Annotated in this window: 20 protein-coding genes; 8 read left to right on the plus strand and 12 right to left on the minus strand. The window is 70.4% G+C overall.

Features of this window, described 5'->3' with window-relative positions; genetic code table 11:
- Window positions 1–250: 250 nt before the first annotated feature.
- On the plus strand, window positions 251–1,141 hold the full coding sequence (locus tag ACGFNK_RS23490; protein WP_393418788.1) for an SDR family oxidoreductase: 891 nt from the start codon (window positions 251–253) through the stop codon (window positions 1,139–1,141).
- Window positions 1,142–1,197: 56 nt separating this feature from the next.
- The gene (locus ACGFNK_RS23495) at window positions 1,198–1,452 is read left to right on the plus strand and encodes a hypothetical protein (RefSeq protein ID WP_393418790.1); all 255 of its coding nucleotides are present in this window, start codon (window positions 1,198–1,200) and stop codon (window positions 1,450–1,452) included.
- 89 nt (window positions 1,453–1,541) lie between these two features.
- Here ACGFNK_RS23495 and ACGFNK_RS23500 read toward each other — a convergent pair whose 3' ends face one another.
- The gene (locus ACGFNK_RS23500) at window positions 1,542–1,778 is read right to left on the minus strand and encodes a DUF6480 family protein (protein WP_386342755.1); all 237 of its coding nucleotides are present in this window, start codon (window positions 1,776–1,778) and stop codon (window positions 1,542–1,544) included.
- A gap of 223 nt (window positions 1,779–2,001) precedes the next feature.
- Between ACGFNK_RS23500 and ACGFNK_RS23505 the strand changes: the two genes are divergently transcribed.
- Window positions 2,002–2,898, plus strand: coding sequence for a glycosyltransferase family 2 protein (locus tag ACGFNK_RS23505; protein WP_393418792.1), 897 nt, complete (start codon window positions 2,002–2,004; stop codon window positions 2,896–2,898).
- Window positions 2,899–3,012: 114 nt separating this feature from the next.
- The gene (locus tag ACGFNK_RS23510) at window positions 3,013–3,330 is read left to right on the plus strand and encodes a DUF2795 domain-containing protein (RefSeq protein WP_393418794.1); all 318 of its coding nucleotides are present in this window, start codon (window positions 3,013–3,015) and stop codon (window positions 3,328–3,330) included.
- Window positions 3,331–3,410: 80 nt separating this feature from the next.
- Here ACGFNK_RS23510 and ACGFNK_RS23515 read toward each other — a convergent pair whose 3' ends face one another.
- Both ACGFNK_RS23515 and ACGFNK_RS23520 read right to left on the minus strand, forming a co-directional pair.
- On the minus strand, window positions 3,411–3,611 hold the full coding sequence (locus ACGFNK_RS23515) for a hypothetical protein (protein ID WP_386342749.1): 201 nt from the start codon (window positions 3,609–3,611) through the stop codon (window positions 3,411–3,413).
- A 341-nt stretch (window positions 3,612–3,952) separates the two neighbouring features.
- On the minus strand, window positions 3,953–4,357 hold the full coding sequence (locus tag ACGFNK_RS23520) for a DUF2267 domain-containing protein (protein WP_393418796.1): 405 nt from the start codon (window positions 4,355–4,357) through the stop codon (window positions 3,953–3,955).
- Window positions 4,358–4,551: 194 nt separating this feature from the next.
- On the opposite strand from ACGFNK_RS23520, the gene ACGFNK_RS23525 reads away from it, so the two are divergent.
- Window positions 4,552–7,020: a molybdopterin oxidoreductase family protein gene (locus ACGFNK_RS23525; protein WP_393418798.1), complete on the plus strand. Its 2,469-nt coding sequence runs from the start codon at window positions 4,552–4,554 to the stop codon at window positions 7,018–7,020.
- A gap of 3 nt (window positions 7,021–7,023) precedes the next feature.
- Complete coding sequence (locus ACGFNK_RS23530; RefSeq protein WP_393418800.1) at window positions 7,024–7,524, plus strand: hypothetical protein; 501 nt, start codon at window positions 7,024–7,026, stop codon at window positions 7,522–7,524.
- Between the two features lie 87 nt (window positions 7,525–7,611).
- Here ACGFNK_RS23530 and ACGFNK_RS23535 read toward each other — a convergent pair whose 3' ends face one another.
- Entirely contained in the window at window positions 7,612–8,397 is a 786-nt protein-coding gene (locus tag ACGFNK_RS23535) for an alpha/beta fold hydrolase (protein ID WP_393418802.1), read from the minus strand.
- A gap of 43 nt (window positions 8,398–8,440) precedes the next feature.
- On the minus strand, window positions 8,441–9,847 hold the full coding sequence (locus ACGFNK_RS23540) for a hypothetical protein (protein WP_393418804.1): 1,407 nt from the start codon (window positions 9,845–9,847) through the stop codon (window positions 8,441–8,443).
- A 149-nt stretch (window positions 9,848–9,996) separates the two neighbouring features.
- Here ACGFNK_RS23540 and ACGFNK_RS23545 point away from each other — a divergent pair, with 149 nt between their 5' ends.
- Window positions 9,997–10,449, plus strand: a complete 453-nt coding sequence (locus tag ACGFNK_RS23545; protein ID WP_393418806.1) for a YbhB/YbcL family Raf kinase inhibitor-like protein — start codon at window positions 9,997–9,999, stop codon at window positions 10,447–10,449.
- Window positions 10,450–10,483: 34 nt separating this feature from the next.
- Here the strand turns inward: ACGFNK_RS23545 and ACGFNK_RS23550 are convergent, their stop codons facing one another.
- From ACGFNK_RS23550 to ACGFNK_RS23560, 3 genes are read right to left on the minus strand one after another with little or no spacing between them, the layout of a single operon-like run.
- Window positions 10,484–10,792, minus strand: coding sequence for a DUF3040 domain-containing protein (locus tag ACGFNK_RS23550; protein ID WP_393418808.1), 309 nt, complete (start codon window positions 10,790–10,792; stop codon window positions 10,484–10,486).
- Between the two features lie 60 nt (window positions 10,793–10,852).
- The gene (locus ACGFNK_RS23555) at window positions 10,853–11,779 is read right to left on the minus strand and encodes a polysaccharide pyruvyl transferase family protein (RefSeq protein ID WP_393418809.1); all 927 of its coding nucleotides are present in this window, start codon (window positions 11,777–11,779) and stop codon (window positions 10,853–10,855) included.
- Window positions 11,776–12,420: a phosphoribosyltransferase gene (locus ACGFNK_RS23560; protein WP_393418811.1), complete on the minus strand. Its 645-nt coding sequence runs from the start codon at window positions 12,418–12,420 to the stop codon at window positions 11,776–11,778. Before ACGFNK_RS23560 ends, ACGFNK_RS23555 begins: the two co-directional genes overlap by 4 nt.
- 269 nt (window positions 12,421–12,689) lie before the next feature.
- Here ACGFNK_RS23560 and ACGFNK_RS23565 point away from each other — a divergent pair, with 269 nt between their 5' ends.
- Window positions 12,690–13,076, plus strand: coding sequence for an STAS domain-containing protein (locus tag ACGFNK_RS23565; RefSeq protein ID WP_393418813.1), 387 nt, complete (start codon window positions 12,690–12,692; stop codon window positions 13,074–13,076).
- A 14-nt stretch (window positions 13,077–13,090) separates the two neighbouring features.
- Here ACGFNK_RS23565 and ACGFNK_RS23570 read toward each other — a convergent pair whose 3' ends face one another.
- The 4 genes from ACGFNK_RS23570 to ACGFNK_RS23585 form a co-directional block, all read right to left on the minus strand.
- A complete protein-coding gene (locus ACGFNK_RS23570) occupies window positions 13,091–13,519 on the minus strand; it encodes a DUF2267 domain-containing protein (protein ID WP_393418815.1) in 429 nt (142 codons plus the stop codon).
- A gap of 110 nt (window positions 13,520–13,629) precedes the next feature.
- Entirely contained in the window at window positions 13,630–14,139 is a 510-nt protein-coding gene (locus ACGFNK_RS23575) for a DinB family protein (protein WP_393418817.1), read from the minus strand.
- A gap of 79 nt (window positions 14,140–14,218) precedes the next feature.
- Window positions 14,219–14,626 (minus strand): Zn-ribbon domain-containing OB-fold protein, encoded by a 408-nt coding sequence (locus ACGFNK_RS23580; protein WP_386342727.1) that lies wholly within the window; start codon window positions 14,624–14,626, stop codon window positions 14,219–14,221.
- A gap of 135 nt (window positions 14,627–14,761) precedes the next feature.
- Window positions 14,762–15,481, minus strand: a complete 720-nt coding sequence (locus ACGFNK_RS23585; protein WP_393418819.1) for a TetR family transcriptional regulator — start codon at window positions 15,479–15,481, stop codon at window positions 14,762–14,764.
- Between the last annotated feature and the right edge of the window lie 62 nt (window positions 15,482–15,543).

Genomic DNA, 15,543 nt, shown 5'->3' on the forward strand with positions numbered 1-15,543 from the left:
GGAGCAGAACAACGACGCCACGCCTCTCGGCGTGGCGCAACCTTGGAAGTGGAGCACTTCGCCGCCCTCACGTCCACGCCCACTCTGGAGGAGGTCGTCGAAATCAACCGCTCCGCCCACCGCTGACATCCCGCTGCAGCCGTGCTCGTGCACGGATGGCACCTGCGCTGACTTTTCGGCTGGGGCGGGACGGGAACTCGCCAGCCTGACCGGACTACCAGCAGTCAGCCCAGCGGTCAGGGAGGCCGACGTGACCGATCCGCAGCACGCGCAGCAGAATCCAGTGACGCAGCATCCTCAACCCGAGTTCCCGGCACAGGACCAGCCCCATCCGGGCTGGACGGGACCGATGGACCCGCCGCCCGACCACGGCGAGGAGTCCTACCGCGGCAGCGGCCGGCTGGAGGGCCGCAAGACCGTCATCACAGGTGGTGATTCCGGCATCGGCCGGGCGGTGGCCCTGGCCTTCGCCCGGGAGGGCGCCGACGTGCTGTTCACCTACCTCGAACAGGAGGCGGACGAGGCGAGCGAGACGTCCCGGCTTGTGGAGGGCACAGGGCGCAAGGCGGTCGCCGTCTCCTGCGACATCCGCGAGGAGGAGAACTGCCGGGCGCTGATCGAGCGGGCGGCCGGGGAGTTCGGGCGCATCGACGTCCTGGTGAACAACGCGGCGTACCAGATGTCGCAGCCGGAGGGCATCGAGGCGATCTCGACCGAGCAGTTCGACCGGGTCATGCGCACCAACCTGTACGGAATGTTCTGGCTGACGAAGTTCGCTCTGCCGCACATCCCGGAGGGCGGCAGCATCATCAACTCCACGTCCGTGCAGGCCTACAAGCCCAGCCCTCATCTACTGGACTACGCGACGACCAAGGGCGCGATCGTGACCTTCACCCAAGGGCTGGCCCAGATGCTCGTGGACCGCGGCATCCGCGTCAACGCGGTCGCACCGGGCCCGGTGTGGACGCCGCTGATCCCCGCAACGCTGCCCGACACGGCGAAGTTCGGCAAGCAGGCCCCCTTGGGGCGCCCGGCACAGCCCGCCGAGCTGGCGCCGGCGTACGTCTATCTCGCCTCCCAGGAGGCGAGCTTCATCACGGCGGAGATCCTCAACGCCACGGGCGGCACGCCCCTGCCATAGGGCGCGTGGCGGTTGTTGCTCTCAGAACGACGCATTCGACGAAGGGAGCGGTCGGCATGGACGAGAAACGGTCCGAGAAGGCGGGCACCGAGACCGGGGTGCCGCGGGATCTGCCCGCGTCGCCGGAGCAATCCGAGCGGGAGAAGGCCATCGTGGACGTTCCGTCCGCCGAGTCCGCCGGCCAGGAGCCTCCCGAGGCCTATCCGGACCCGGACGAGGCGGGCTCAGGACATCGTGGCGACGACGACGCCCGGGTTTCCCCGGTCGAGCCGGTCGAGGAGGAGCCCAGCCCTCAGGAACAGCCCGACTGACGGCACGGAAGACGGCACGATCGACGCAACGTACGTGCTCACGGAACGTACGTGCTCACGGAACGTACGTCCTCACAGAACGTACGTCCTCACAGAGCGAGCGCGATCGCGAAGGCGAGGAAGCCCGCGGCGACCAGCACCACGAGAACCAGGATGAGGGTCAGCGGGCCCTTGGCCCAGCCGCGCGGCGGGTTGTGGGTCTCCTGCGGTCCGGCGCCGGGCATGCTGCTCTCGGCAGGCGGCGTCTCGCCTGGCGGAACGCCACCACCGGGCTCCAGGCCGGGGGTCCGCAGCGGATCGGGATCTGGGTTGCTGTGCTGCTGCATACTGCTCGGGTTCCCAGGCCATCCCCTGACGAACGGCGAAGAACCTCCCTATTCCCGCCGATTTGTCGCCAAGGGTTTGAGGCAGGCACACAGGGCTACCGCGTAAAGCGCACAGTACGCACGAGCGATCGGGGAGCCTCCGATGGCAGGAGCAGCGTGCGTGCCCGCAGGCCGCTGCCCCCGCACATCGAGCGGGCCGTGCGCCGCGTCGAGGAGGCCTCTCGTGAGCGATGACCGGACGACCGTGGTCGTGATCACGCACAACCGGCGGACCGAACTCCTGCGCACCCTCGACCACCTTGCCGAACTGCCCGAGGACCCGCCGGTGGTCGTCACCGACAACGCTTCCACCGACGGCACCGCCGAAGCCGTCGCCGACCGTCATCCCGGCGTACGGCTGCTGCGCCCGGGCCGCAACCTCGGCGCCGTCGGCCGCAACCTGGCCGTACGGCAGGTGCGCACCCCCTACGTGGCCTTCTGCGACGACGACTCCTGGTGGGCGCCCGGAGCGCTGTCCCGAGCCGCGGACCTCCTGGACCGGCACGACCGGCTCGCGGCCGTCACGGCACGCATCCTCGTCGAACCGCACGGCACGGAGGACCCGATCGTCGAGGAACTGCGCAACTCGCCGATCCCCGGTCCTCGTTGGCTGCCCGGCCCGGCGCTGGGATCCTTCCTGGCCGCCGCCACCGTGCTGCGCACCGACGCGTTCCGCGCAGCGGGCGGCTTCTGTCCGCGGCTGTGGCTGGGCGGCGAGGAGGAACTGCTCGCCGTGGACCTGGCGGCGGACGGCTGGTGGCTGGCCTACGCCGAAGAGCTGACGGTCCATCACAGTCCGTCGCCGCTTCGGGACTCCACGCGACGCCGCACCCAGGGCATCCGCAACACCCTGTGGTTCACCTGGCTACGCCGCCCGGCCCCCGCCGCACTGCGCCGGACCTTGCACCTCGCACGCACGGTCCCCCGAGACCGGGCTTCCCTCCGGGCCTTCGGCGAGGCGGCCGCCGGACTGCCCTGGGTTCTGCGCGAGCGGACCGTGCTGCCGCCGCATGTCGAGGCCCGGCTGAAACTGCTGGACCACGCCCAGCGCCACTCGAGGGCCCGCAGGTACACGGGCTGAGCGGGCGGTGACGCGCACCTGGCCGATCATGCGCCCGCGCATGGGAGCCGAACGTCCGGGGTACTCGCGGAAGCCGTACGAGACCGGTCCGGAGGACCGAGTGAGGGGAGTCCCATGGCTCACACGAACGTTCAGGAGGTCCTGCACGCTCTGAAGGGCGTGACCTTCCCCGCGGACAAGGACGAACTGGTGCGTGCGGCACAGGTCGCCGGAGCGTCGGACGAGGTTGTGCGGGCGTTGCGCGCCGTGCCGCCGGAGGAGTACACGAACAAGGAGGACGTCGCACGCTCCGTGCGCGTGGATCCCGACTCCGACCTGGACCTCAGCCCCTCTCAACGGGCCGAGCAGGCGCGTCAGGGCGGAAAGCCGGGACAGGCGCAGCGGTTGCGTGCCGTGGGGAAGCCGCCGGTTGAGGATGAGCTGGACCAGTGATGATGAGGCCGGTCTCACGCGAGCGTGAGACCGGCCTCATGATCGGATCGGGCCGTTGAGCGAAATCCGACCGGGGCGGTTCAGTCCGCGCTCTCCGGGCGTTCGCCCTTGGGGCCGCGGCCACGTTCCGTGCGGGGCCCGCGGCTGCGCCAGTCCGGGTCCTCCCGCAGCCTCTCGTTGGCCTCTTCGTTGGCCTGCTGATCGGAGGTCCCGGCCGCCTCCGCGTCCTTGCGCAGCCGCGCACGCCGGGTGTCGTACTTCTTGCTTCCGGGCTCGGGCATGTCGATCACTTCCTGCGTAGTTCAGAGCCGCAGCTTGGTCTCGAAGCGCGGTCCCTGGTCCGGGGCGTCGGATGCCTGTAGTGCGCGGAACACCTGCTCATGCTCTTCGCTGCAGTGGGGACGGCCGCGCGGGTAAGGCGTGCTCTCCGGCGTCTGCCCCACTGGGCCGGCTTGCGCGCGCACTTGGCGCTTCCTCGGACTTGTGCGCCTGGTGTGCCGCCGCGCGCCGCTGGTCCTCGTCGCCTTCGACCTTCTTGCGGACCATGAAACTTCCCTCCGGATCTGACGAGTCCGGGCTTGTGCTGTCCAGTCGGCTGGGCCTTCCAGTCGGCCGCCGCGCGCTAGTCCGTACTGCCCGCGAAGAGGACCTCGGCGAGGTCGTCGTCGAGTGCCGGACGGATCTGCGTGGCCAGGGCACCCTCGGTGGCCTCGGTCGCGACCTCGATCACGCAGCGGGCTTCGTGTATGGCCTTCGGATAACTGGTTCCGGCACGCTCTGCCACCCGGTTGAAGAACTCCTCCCGGTCCATCCGGATGCCGGTGTAGGGCTCGCCCGGCGTGTACGCCACCCGGCGCAGATGCTCGCCGACCTCCTGCGGCAGCTGGGCCGCGGCCTTCTCCGCGACCGAGGCCGGAACGCGTTCGGCGAGGGTCTCCAGGCTGGCCCGGGTGACCCTCTCGGCCGCACCGCGGCTGTCCAGTCGGGCGCGGGCCTGAACCTGACCGATAAAGGCATCGTGCTGCATGGTTCACCTCGCTTCATTGCCGTTCACCCAGAACGGGTTACCCCCGCCTTTGGCACGAAACGGGAAGAGGGGTGTATCCCGGCATGGCGTCGGCCCGAGCTGAGCGCGCGCCGCGGTTTGCCCGGCGCACGAAGGGCACTCGTCGCCAGGTGACCGACGCGGACTCCGGGCGGCAGGAGGGGAGAGGCGGGCCGATGGGACGAGTGGACCGGATCGCTGAGCCGTGGGGGACCCGCACGCCGTACGCGCGAGGCGAGAAGTGGCCGGTGCGAGTGGACAGCTTCCTGGCCGAGGGCATCGGCGCCGAGCACCCCGACCGCTGGGTACGGTCCGCTTCGGTACTGCACTCCAACGGTGACGCGCTGGACATCGCGGTCAAGGACGGGCGGATCTTCGGAGTGCGCGGCCGTGCCGAAGACCGGGTGAACCACGGCCGTCTGGACCCCAAGGACTTGTTCGGGTGGCAGGCGGGCGCGTCTGCGGATCGGCTGACACGGCCGTTGGTGCGGCGGGACGGCCGGCTGGTGGAGACGGACTGGGACACCGCGATGGACCACATCGTGGCCCGTACGAAGGAACTCCTGCGGGACCAGGGGCCGAGCGCGATCGGCTTCTACACCACCGGGCAGCTCTTCCTGGAGGAGTACTACACCCTGTGCCTGATCGCCCGCGGCGGGCTGGGCACCAACCACCTGGACGGCAACACCCGGCTGTGCACGGCGACGGCGGCCGCGGCGCTGAAGGAGTCCTTCGCCTGTGACGGACAGCCCGGCTCGTACACCGACATCGACCACGCCGACGTCATCGCCCTGTTCGGACACAACGTGGCGGAGACGCAGCCCGTGCTGTGGATGCGCATCCTCGACCGGCTCGCGGGACCCGAACCGCCCGCGCTGATCTGCGTGGATCCCCGCCTGACTCCGGTGGCCCGTGCCGCGGCGGTGCACCTGGCTCCTAGGCCGGGCACCAACGTGGCGCTGATGAACGGGCTGCTGCACGAGATCATCGGCAACGGCTGGACGGACGGGGAGTACATCACCCGGCACACGGTGGGCTTCGACGAGCTGGAGCGCCGGGTGAAGGAGTACCCGCCCGAACGGGCCGCCGGGATCTGCGACGTGCCCGCCGAAGAGATCCGGCGGGCAGCCCGGGCGCTGGGCACCTGTGAGCGGCTGGTGTCCACGGTGCTGCAGGGCTTCTACCAGTCCCACCAGGCCACGGCTGCCGCGGTGCAGGTGAACAACCTCCACCTCGTACGCGGCATGCTCGGCCGCCCGGGCTGCGGAGTGCTGCAGATGAACGGCCAGCCCACGGCCCAGAACACCCGCGAGTGCGGAGCCGACGGCGATCTTCCGGGCTTCCGCAACTGGGCCGACGACGCACAGGTCGCCGACCTGGCCCGGCTGTGGAACGTCGACCCGTCGCGGATACCGCACTACGGTCCGCCCACCCACGCCATGAAGATGTTCCGCTACGCGGAACAGGGCACCCTGCGCATGCTGTGGGTCACGGGCACCAATCCCGCGGTGTCCCTGCCGGAACTGTCCCGCGTCCGTTCCGTACTGTCCCAGGAGCGCCTCTTCCTCATCGTCCAGGACCTGTTCCCCACCGAGACGACCGAGCTGGCCGACGTCGTGCTGCCGGCAGCCGGATGGGCCGAGAAGACGGGCACCTTCACCAACGCCGACCGCACCGTCCACCTCTCCGAGAAGGCGGTCGATCCGCCCGGAGGTGCACGCCCCGACCTGGACGTCTTCCTGGACTACGCCCGCCGCATGGACCTGCGCGACAAGGACGGCGGCCCGCTGGTGAAGTGGCAGGATCCGGAGTCGGCATTCGAGGCGTGGAAGGAGTGCTCCCGTGGCCGCCCGTGCGACTACACCGGCCTGAGCTACGACAGACTGCGCGGCGGCAGCGGCATCCAGTGGCCGTGCGACGCGGAACACCCGGACGGCACCGAACGCCTCTATTCCGGCGGCGCCTTCTGGAGCGACCCCGACTATTGCGAGAGCTACGGCCGGGACCTGGTCACCGGAGCACCCGTGGAGCCCACGGAGTACCGGGCGATGAACCCGTACGGCAAGGCGGTGATCAAGTCGGCCGGATATCTCCCTCCGCACGAACAGCCGAACGGTGACCACCCCTTCCTGCTCACCACCGGACGCACGCTCTACCACTTCCACACCCGCACCAAGACGGCCCGCGCCCCCCAACTGCGGGCCGCGGCCCCCGAGATGTGGGTGGAGATCTCGACCGGTGACGCCAGCGAGCTGGGCGTCATGGAGGGAGACCTGGTCGAGGTCTCCACGCCACGCGGCTCGGTGCGCGCCAAGGCCCGGGTCAGCGGCGTTCGGAACGGAGTGCTGTTCCTTCCGTTCCACTACGGCTACTGGGACATCGACGAGGGGGCCGAAGCCGACGAAGCCCACGGCCGGGCCGCCAACGAGCTGACCCTCACCGACTGGGACGCCGCCTCCAAGCAGCCCCTCTACAAGACCGCCGCGGCCCGGCTGCGCCGCATCCGGGCGGAGGACGGCAGCCCCGCCCCGGCTCCGACGACGGCCGCCTCCGCGCCGCTCAGCGCCGGCGTGCCCGAGACGCGGGGCGGCCCGGCCGCGGAATCAGATGAGGACGTACGCGGTATGCCGCCCGACGGAAGGTGACACATGAAGATCGGCCTGGTGCTGCGGGACCTGCATCGCGAGGAGCGTGAGCTGGCCCGGGAACTGCTGCACACCGCTGAACGGCACAAGACCTCGCACGACATCCACCACCTCGCACTCGACCTCGCGGACTGGTCCCACCGGCACATCCGCGAGCTGGCCGAACTCGCCGAGCGCTATGACGTCGCCCTCGACCCGGAACCGGACGACGAGCCGGGACCGGTCGGCCGGCTGCGCGAAAAGGGCAGCGAGATCATCGGCCGCCGCAGCGAGGTGGGACGTCGGGGCGACGAGGGGCTGCTCCTGCTCCGTGATCTGAGAAGGATCTGCCAACAGGCGTCGGCGGTCTCCGTCGACTGGGAACTCGTCGCCCAGGCCGCCCAGGCCACCGCGGACGACCAGCTGCTCGGCCTCGCGCAACGATGCCATCCCGACACCTTGCGCCAACTCCGCTGGGCGAACGCCGAGTTGAAGGAGACCTCGCCCCAGGTACTGACGAGCTGAGCGCTCCGCTGGAAGCACGGTGATGCCCCATCGATGTGCGGCTCCGCCGCGGGCGCGGGCCGGTGGGGGCTGACCGCACCCCCGGGCTCAGACTCGCCCCGCCGCCGATGCCAGCTCCCGCACGGGTCCCGACCATGCGTCAGGAACCAGCCAGGGGAACGTGTGCGCCCCCGGCACCTCGACGTACCGGCCGTCCGGCACGAGGCCGGCGAGTTCCCTGCCCCAGCGGGCCGTACTGATCCGGTCCTCACGGCCACGGATCACGAGTAGCGGAACCCGTAGCCGGGCGACGGAGTCCTCCAGCCTGTCGGCCCGGTGCACCAGCGCGATGTGCACCATCCTGCGGATCCCGGCCCGTTTCCATTCGGGGCGATGGTTCTCGCTGAGCCCGGACGGTTCGTGGCGGGAGTCCAGCCGCCAGCGGAACAGCAGTCGCGGCAGGCTTCGGGCCATGGGGTCGACGGTGGGACTGGCCAGCACCACGCCCACGACGTCCGGGTGGTCCACGGCGGCGCGGGCGGCGACCTGAGTACCGCTGGAGTGCCCGACAAGAACGACCGGCCCCAGGTCCTGTTCGCGCAGCCAGCCCGCGACACAGATCCCGAACTCCCATACATCCATCTCATGCGGGGGATCCCCACTGCCCGCGAATCCCGGCAGCTCCACCAGATGGGCCCGGGTCCACTCACCGAGCGCCGCGAGCCCGGGCAGCAGATAGTCGGACACGCCCATGCCCTGGACGAGTACGACCTCGGGCACCGACGGCTGCCTGCGGCCGAGCGCACGACTGCGCATCCGCCCGAAGTCGCCGTCGTGGTACGTGATGTCGGTGTGCTCCGGGAACGTCGGGGTGTGCTGCTCGCGTGTGCTCATGGCCGATCGTTCATCCTCTTCTTCCGCTGCCGGGTGGCCGCGGTCATGATCCGGGCGCCGGGTGCAGGCTCTCGACCCTTGGCGGCAACGGAACCGAGGTGGCCGGGAAGTGGGTGAGGAACTCGTCCAGTTCGTCGAGGCGCAGTGGGGGAGGCATCGGGTACCGCTCGGAGAGCGCCGCGAGCGCGGGCCGGTGCCGCATCGTGGCGCCGAAGTCCCACGGGTAGGCACGCTCGTCCACGCCGAGGGTGCCGCCGCTCTCGACCGCGTACCGCTCGGCCAACTCGCGCCACTCGGCCGCCGGGACCTGGCCGACCGAGCGCAGACCGTTGGAGAAGAGATTGACCCCGATGTGCCGGTACGGCTCGACTCCGCCGAGGTAGCGCTCCAGCAGTTCGAGGGAGGAGCTGGCGGTGAACTGCAGCCAGAACGGCACCGCGCCCAGGCGCAGCGTCCAATGCGGCTCCCACTGGTCGTACGTCTCGACCAGCAGCCGTTCGGCGGGCAGTCCGCGGCGGTGGTGCCACCAGCGGTACAGCTCCGCGACCGTCGGGCTCAAGTGCTCGGGTTCCTCCAGGGTGATGCGCCGCACCCGGTAGCCGCGCCGTGCCGCCACCTCGGTGATGTCCTCGGTGAGAGTGTCGTCGTATCCCCACTCGGCCTCGGGCCGCCGTTCGTCCGCCGGCGGCGGGTCCCAGCGGCGTACCGGCGACCCCTGCTGCGCGAGATGCTCGGCGACCCGGTCGCTTCCGGTGACGTACTCGTCGGGCGACATGCCGCCCAGCGCGCCGAACTGGAAGCTGTGGCGCTCCCCGAGGACGGTGACGGGCCAGGTCAGAGTGCAGTCCACGATGAAGATCGTCGCGCCGGGCGCCAGCCGCTCCTCGAGGAACCGCTCCAGCACCGCCCCGAGCCGCAGCCGCTTGAAGCGGAAGTACAGGAAGCGCACGAGCATGGCCCGGTCCTGACTCGGGTCGTGCATATGGCACAGGGAGAGATCAGGGTTGCTCGCCACCATGCTGCGGCCCAGTTCCAGGCCGGCCATGAGCGAGTCCCGCGGGCGGTCGGGGTCCACCCGGGCCCGTACCGGAACCAGGTAGGTCTGCGGCAGTACCGGCGCACCCATCGCGGCCGCGAGGTGTACGGCGGCGCCGCTGACGGAGCCGATGAAGACGGCGGGATACGGGCCGGGGCCGTACTCCCCGACGGTCCAGGAGGACAGGTCCTCACTCGTGACCCCGCGCACCCGGGACGCGCGCGAGCTCTGGAGCCGTCCCGCCGCGACGAACAACCGGCGTTGCGCCGCGGAGGGCAGTGCCGAGGCGAGCGCCGCGAGACGCGCGGAGGCGGGCCCCGCACCCAGCGCGCGGAAGTCACGCCCGCGCATGAACCTGCTCACCGCACGAACGGCCGCGACCGACGAGTCGAAGTCACAGAGCGTACGGCTCACCCGCCGACGATTGCGCACAGGGGCCTCCTCGGTCCGGAGGGGGTGGCATTCCGGGTTCCCCGCGCGGGGCGCCGCTAACGCCGCGGTCGGACCACACCGTTCCGGCCGCGTCAGGTGTGGCCGCGCTCCTTCGGGGTACTGCGGCGCGCATGGCCGGAATCGAACTCAAAAGCACCGCATTCAATGACCACGCCCTGATCCCGGACCGCTTGGCCAAGCAGGGCGACAACGTCTCCCCGCCTCTGACCTGGTCCGGAGTACCCGACGAGGCAGTGGAGCTGGCTCTTGTGTGTGAAGATCCGGACGCGCCGTCGGGGACCTTCATCCACTGGCTGGTGACGGGCATCGATCCGCGCAGCCAGGGCCTGGACGCCGACGAGAAGCCCCCGGGCGGCCACCAGCACGTCAACGGCTTCGGCGAACCGGGCTGGGGCGGCCCGCAGCCCCCGGTGGGGGACAAGGCGCACCGCTACTTCTTCCGCCTGTACGCGCTCCCCGGCCCCGTCTCCATCCCGGACAAAGCCACCGCCGAGGACGTGCACAACGTCCTCGACCGTCAGCAACTGGCGAGCGGCACCCTGGTCGGGCTCTACCAGCGCTGACGCGCACAGCACCGCTCATGGGCCGACCCCGGCCTCATGGCTCCGTCCACCGGCACAACAGCCGGAAGAGCCCGAACAGCGTCAGTGGCCACAGCGCGGCGAAGGCCCAGATCACGGCCGGCTCGGAGGTACGGATACCCACCACCATCAGCACCACCGACATCGCCAACAAGAGCGCGACGGTCGGAACACGAGGCCGATAGTCGGCGATCCATGCGGGGTTCAGCCGTCGCTTGATCCGTAGGGTGCGCAGCCTGCGACGCAGCCGTCGGTCGCGTCGCAGGTCCGCTTCGATGTCCTCCAGAATGCGCTGTTCGCGATCGGGGAGTCGGCCTGTCGCCATGTTCGTTCCCTTTACGGCGGGCGGTGTTCGGTGACCACGGGTGCCCCGCGCTCCGGCGGACTAACCGGACGACCGCTGCGACCGGAGGGGGCGGGCCGACAGCGCCTCGACGAGCCCGTGCATGCCGTCCCGGGCAGGCTCGTGCAGGAAATCGTCCCTGCTCTGCCGAGCCGCTGCCCGCCCCGATGTGAGGCACCAGTCCCACCAGCGGTCCAGTTGGCGGGTGTCCAGCCGCTCGGCCGGAACGAGGGCCGGCCAGTCGCAGGCGCGCGCCTGAGCGGTCAACTTCGCGCCACCGGCGACCGGATCGACCGCCAGCGCCGGGATTCCGGTCCGCAGCGCGAGCACCAGCCCGTGCAGTCGGTCGGTGACGACACAGTCCAGGCGGGCGAGCACGGACTGGAACTGCTCGGGTGTCGAGTCCAGCCGCCAGTCCCGCGTATCGAGACGCGTCTCCAGCTCGACCGGAGCACAGTCCTTGCCCGCCAGCCACCGCGTCACCGCCTCGGCGACATCGTCGTGCCGCCGACGAGGCCCGTACTCCTGCTGGCCGTGCGTGAGGATCACCCCGACGACGGGTGTGGGCCGGCCGATCGGGGCGCTCGCCGACAGGTCCAGCGCCGGATCCGTACCGGGAGCGTCCCGCGGCAGCACGAGGTGGAACCCGGTGACGGCGGGATCGTCGGGATCGACCACGGAGACACCGATCGCGATACGCCGGCAAGCCCTGAAGTCCTCGTGCAGCCGGGCGACTTGCGGCCCGTGCAGTGGCCCGCACACGAACACCAGGTGGGAGTACGCATCCGGCCGTACGTCCGCCAGGTGCAGGGCCTCGGGCAGGAAGCCGGGGCTCCACACCGTGTCGTACGGCAGTCCCTCGCGGGCCAGCACCTGCTCCACCCGCCGCAGCGCGAGTACGTCACCGGCCGTGGCTTCCCCGTCCAGGAAGCTGAACCACCCGGTGAGCAGAATCCTCTGTCCGGTCACGACAGCCCGTGCAGGACGTCGAGGACCTCGTCGTCCGTGACCTGGTCGAACTCCTCGTACCAGAGTCCGACCGCCATGAACGCCACCGGCTCGTGCAGACATACCACCTCGTCCGCCTCCTCCCGCACCAGCAGGGCCGCCTCCGGCGAGCACACCGGGACGGCGAGCGTGACGTGGCCGGGATCGTGGCGCCGTACGGAACGCAGGGCGGCGAGGGCGGTGACTCCGGTGGCTACACCGTCGTCCACCACGACAGCGGTGTGGCCCGTCAGTTCGGGGATCGCCCTGCCTTTGCGGTAGAGCTGTTCGCGCCGGTGCAGCTCGTCCCGCTCCTGCTCCACGATGGGTTCCAGGGCCGCCTTGCTCAGCCCGAGCCGGTCCAGCGCCCGCTCGTCGAAGAACGGCTCGTCCTCCCCGGCGATCGCGCCGACGCCGAGCTCCGTCTGGAACGGCGCTCCGATCTTGCGGGCGACCAGCACATCCAGCGGGGCGTCGAGGGTCCGCGCCACCTCGGCGGCCACCACGACGCCACCGCGCGGCAGAGCGAGCACGACCGGATCGGGCAGGGCGCCTTCCTCCCGGCGTACGAGCAGTCGTTCGGCCAGGGCCGCACCGGCCTGCCGTCGGTCACGGAATCGCATGAACTCCACTCCTTCCGCCTCCGAGTGCGTTCTCCCTGGTGGGTGAGGGGGCGGGTGAACGGCGAGCGAGTACCCCCGCGATCGTGGGCCATGCGAAAGGAGGGGCTCAGGCTCTGCGCGCCTCGTACGAGTCGATTGGTGTGGCCCACGAAGGGCCGATTGGTGTGGCCCACAAAGGCGGGGGTAGCCGCATCCCAAGGGAGAGGTGTCCCACTCACCCCCGACGCCATGACGACGCACATGCGTACGCCCCGGAGGGGGTGGGGACGATGGTGCAGCAACCGACGTACGGCCTCCGGGAGCGGAGGCTGAGCAACAGCACGGTCATCGAACTCTCCGGAGAGCTCGACCTCCTGGCCACGACCGAGCTGGCTACCTCCCTCGACGCCGTGTGCGCCACCCAGCCCCGTCAGCTGGTGCTCGATCTGCGCAAGGTCACGTTCCTGGACTGCAGCGGCCTGTCCCTGCTGTGCCGGATCCGCAACCGCTTGCGGGGCCAGCGGAGCCGACTGCTCCTCGTACTCGACGACCCGCGCCACCGACGCCTCCTGCGCCTGACCCGGCTCTCGGACACGTTCGACATCGCCACGGACGTGGACTCCGCCGTTGAACCTCCCCGGGGACGGGCCGCCTCGAACGAGGGCGATATCGCCTGACGGTGCCCGGTTCGCTACGCCTCCGTGATGTCGGCCCGCGCGACCGGCAGCAGCGTACGGATGTCCGTGGGCAGGACGCGCGCCAGTTTCTCCATCTCCTCGGGTGCGATCGCCGCGTCCAGGACTTCGAAGACCGCGACCGACTCCCGCAGTGCGGCGTCCTCGGGCACCCCGGCGCGCCAGGCGACCCGCCCCGCGAACACGGTCAGGTCGAAGCGTTCACCGGAGCCGCGCCGCTCATCACTCCCGGCGGGCGAGGACACCCTCTCGCGTATCGACTCGGCCAGCTGCGCGGGCAGTTGGGCGGCCAGATGATCGGCAAGCCCCTCGGGTATGCGCTCCGCCAGCGTCGACAGCACCGCCCGCGTGGCCTGCTCGGCGGAACTCCGGTCGGGCAGTTCTGCCCGCTCCCGCACCTTTGCGATCAGCTCGTCGTGCCGCATGGTTCCCGACTCCTCTGCGTGCGTGGGCCCCTGCTCCTCCGGCATGGCCGGCAGACCCGTATCTCACGCGAGTGTCCCTGGAGCAGCCGAATACACGGCATGCACGGCCCTCATCGCGCTCGCAGGATCCCCCGTACGAACGCCGCCTGCCCGACGTGCTGCAAGTCGTCGGAGAGGACGCTGACCAGACGGACGCCCAGGGTGACGGGCGGCGACCAGCTCTCGTCGACGACGCGGTCGAGCTCGTCGTCGTCCAGGTCGCGCAGGAAGCCCAACGTCTGCTCGTGGACGGCGTCGTGGTAGCCGAGGAGCAGCTCACCCGAGTCCACGCGGACCTTCCCGACCTTCGACGAGGTGTGACCGTAACCCGTGTCCCTGCGGGGGAGGCTCAGGCCGAAGCGGTCCGCCCAGTCCTGCGTGAGCCAGAGCTGCTTGAGGCCGGAGGCATCGGCGATGTGGTCGTCCTGGACGCGGGTGAGATGCCAGACGAGCCAGGTGATCGAGTTGGCCTCGTCGTCTAGGCGGGCGTTGAGTTCGTCCGCGGAGAGTCCCTCGACGACGGCGTGGACCTCCTCCTGGATGCGATCGTACGCGTCGACGAGAACGTCCTTGGCATGCATGGGTTCCTCCACGCTCCGCGCGGGCAGCTGACCCTGCCAGTGTTCCCGCGCGAGCCCGCCCGCGCGCGTCAGGAGTCGGTCAGAACCAGCCGGAGTACGGCTCTTCGCACAGCTTGAACACGGGTTCGCGGCGCACCGTGTCCGCGGCCGTGGTGAGCTGTACGCGGTCGCCGACCCGGATCGCGATGAGCGGGCCCTGCACGCGCCCCCGCACGGTGAAACCCTCCGCCAGCTCGACGAGGGACACATTGCGGGCGGCGGGGGTGTTGCGCTGGACGATGGTGGCGTGGCGTATGACGCCCAGGCCCGCGCTGCGTTCCGTCCGCAGGTCGCTGCCCGCGCAGACCGGGCAGAGCAGCCGGTGGAACATGGCGGTCCCGCACCAGCGACAGCGCTGGTAGCGGAGCCCTTCTTCGGCCGGTTTCGAGGTCGTCGCCGTCTCCGCGTCGAGTACGCCCGCCGTGGTCCGGCTTCCCGGGTGGAACACGATGTCATCTCCCTGCACTGGGCCGGAATCTGATGTGCTGACGCGCGCAACTGCTGTGCGCCACATCGAAACCCAGCGTATGGCACGGAGTGCCACCAGTAAAGGCACTCAGTTCCCTCAGTTTGCTCGGTTCCGTCAGTCGGGACGGCGTTCCAGCGTCGCCTCGATCTCCTGGACCACCCGCCACATCGGCGCCCCACGCCGGGAGACGAGCACGACGACATCCTCCGCGGCGGCCTCGCCGGGACCGGCGCCACGGGTATCAGGGGTGTCAGAGCCATCAGGGGCGAAGGTCCGCTGCACATGGGCGAGAGCGTGGTCGACCTCCGCGCCAGCGTCGCTCTCGCCGTCCGAACGCAGCCACGACCGCAGCCCGTTGTTGTGTGCGGCGACGACGGCCGCGGCGATCACATCGGCCCGCAGAGTCCCGTCGGGCAGCCCCGCGAAGCGCCGGCGCAGGTACTCGGCCAGGGCCCGCTCGTACCGCCAGACCACCGAGAGTTCGTACGTGCGCAGCCCCGGGACCTTCTTGGTGAGGCGGTAACGCTGGACCGAGAACGTCGGGTTCTCCGCGTACATGCGCAGCACCAGTCGCGCCGCGTCGCAGACCCGCGCCACCGGGTCGTGCTCGTCGTCGCCGCGGCCCAGGAACTCGGTCATATCGGCCAGGCAGCGCTCGTGGTCCGGGAAGACCACGTCCTCCTTCGACGGGAAGTACCGGAAGAAGGACCGCCGTCCGACCCCGGCGAGCGCCACGATGTCATCGACGGTGGTCTGCTCGTACCCCCGCTCCAGGAACAACTGGAACGCCGCCGCCACAAGCGCGTCCCGCATCGGCGGCTTCGGAACGGTCATGTGCGGAAACCTAGCATCGGCCAGGGGAAATGGCACTCAGTGCTCTCACGAGAGGGAACTCA

Origin of the sequence: Streptomyces sp. NPDC048825, from assembly GCF_043198355.1 — a bacterium.
Classification (GTDB): Bacteria; Actinomycetota; Actinomycetes; order Streptomycetales; family Streptomycetaceae; genus Streptomyces; species Streptomyces xiangluensis.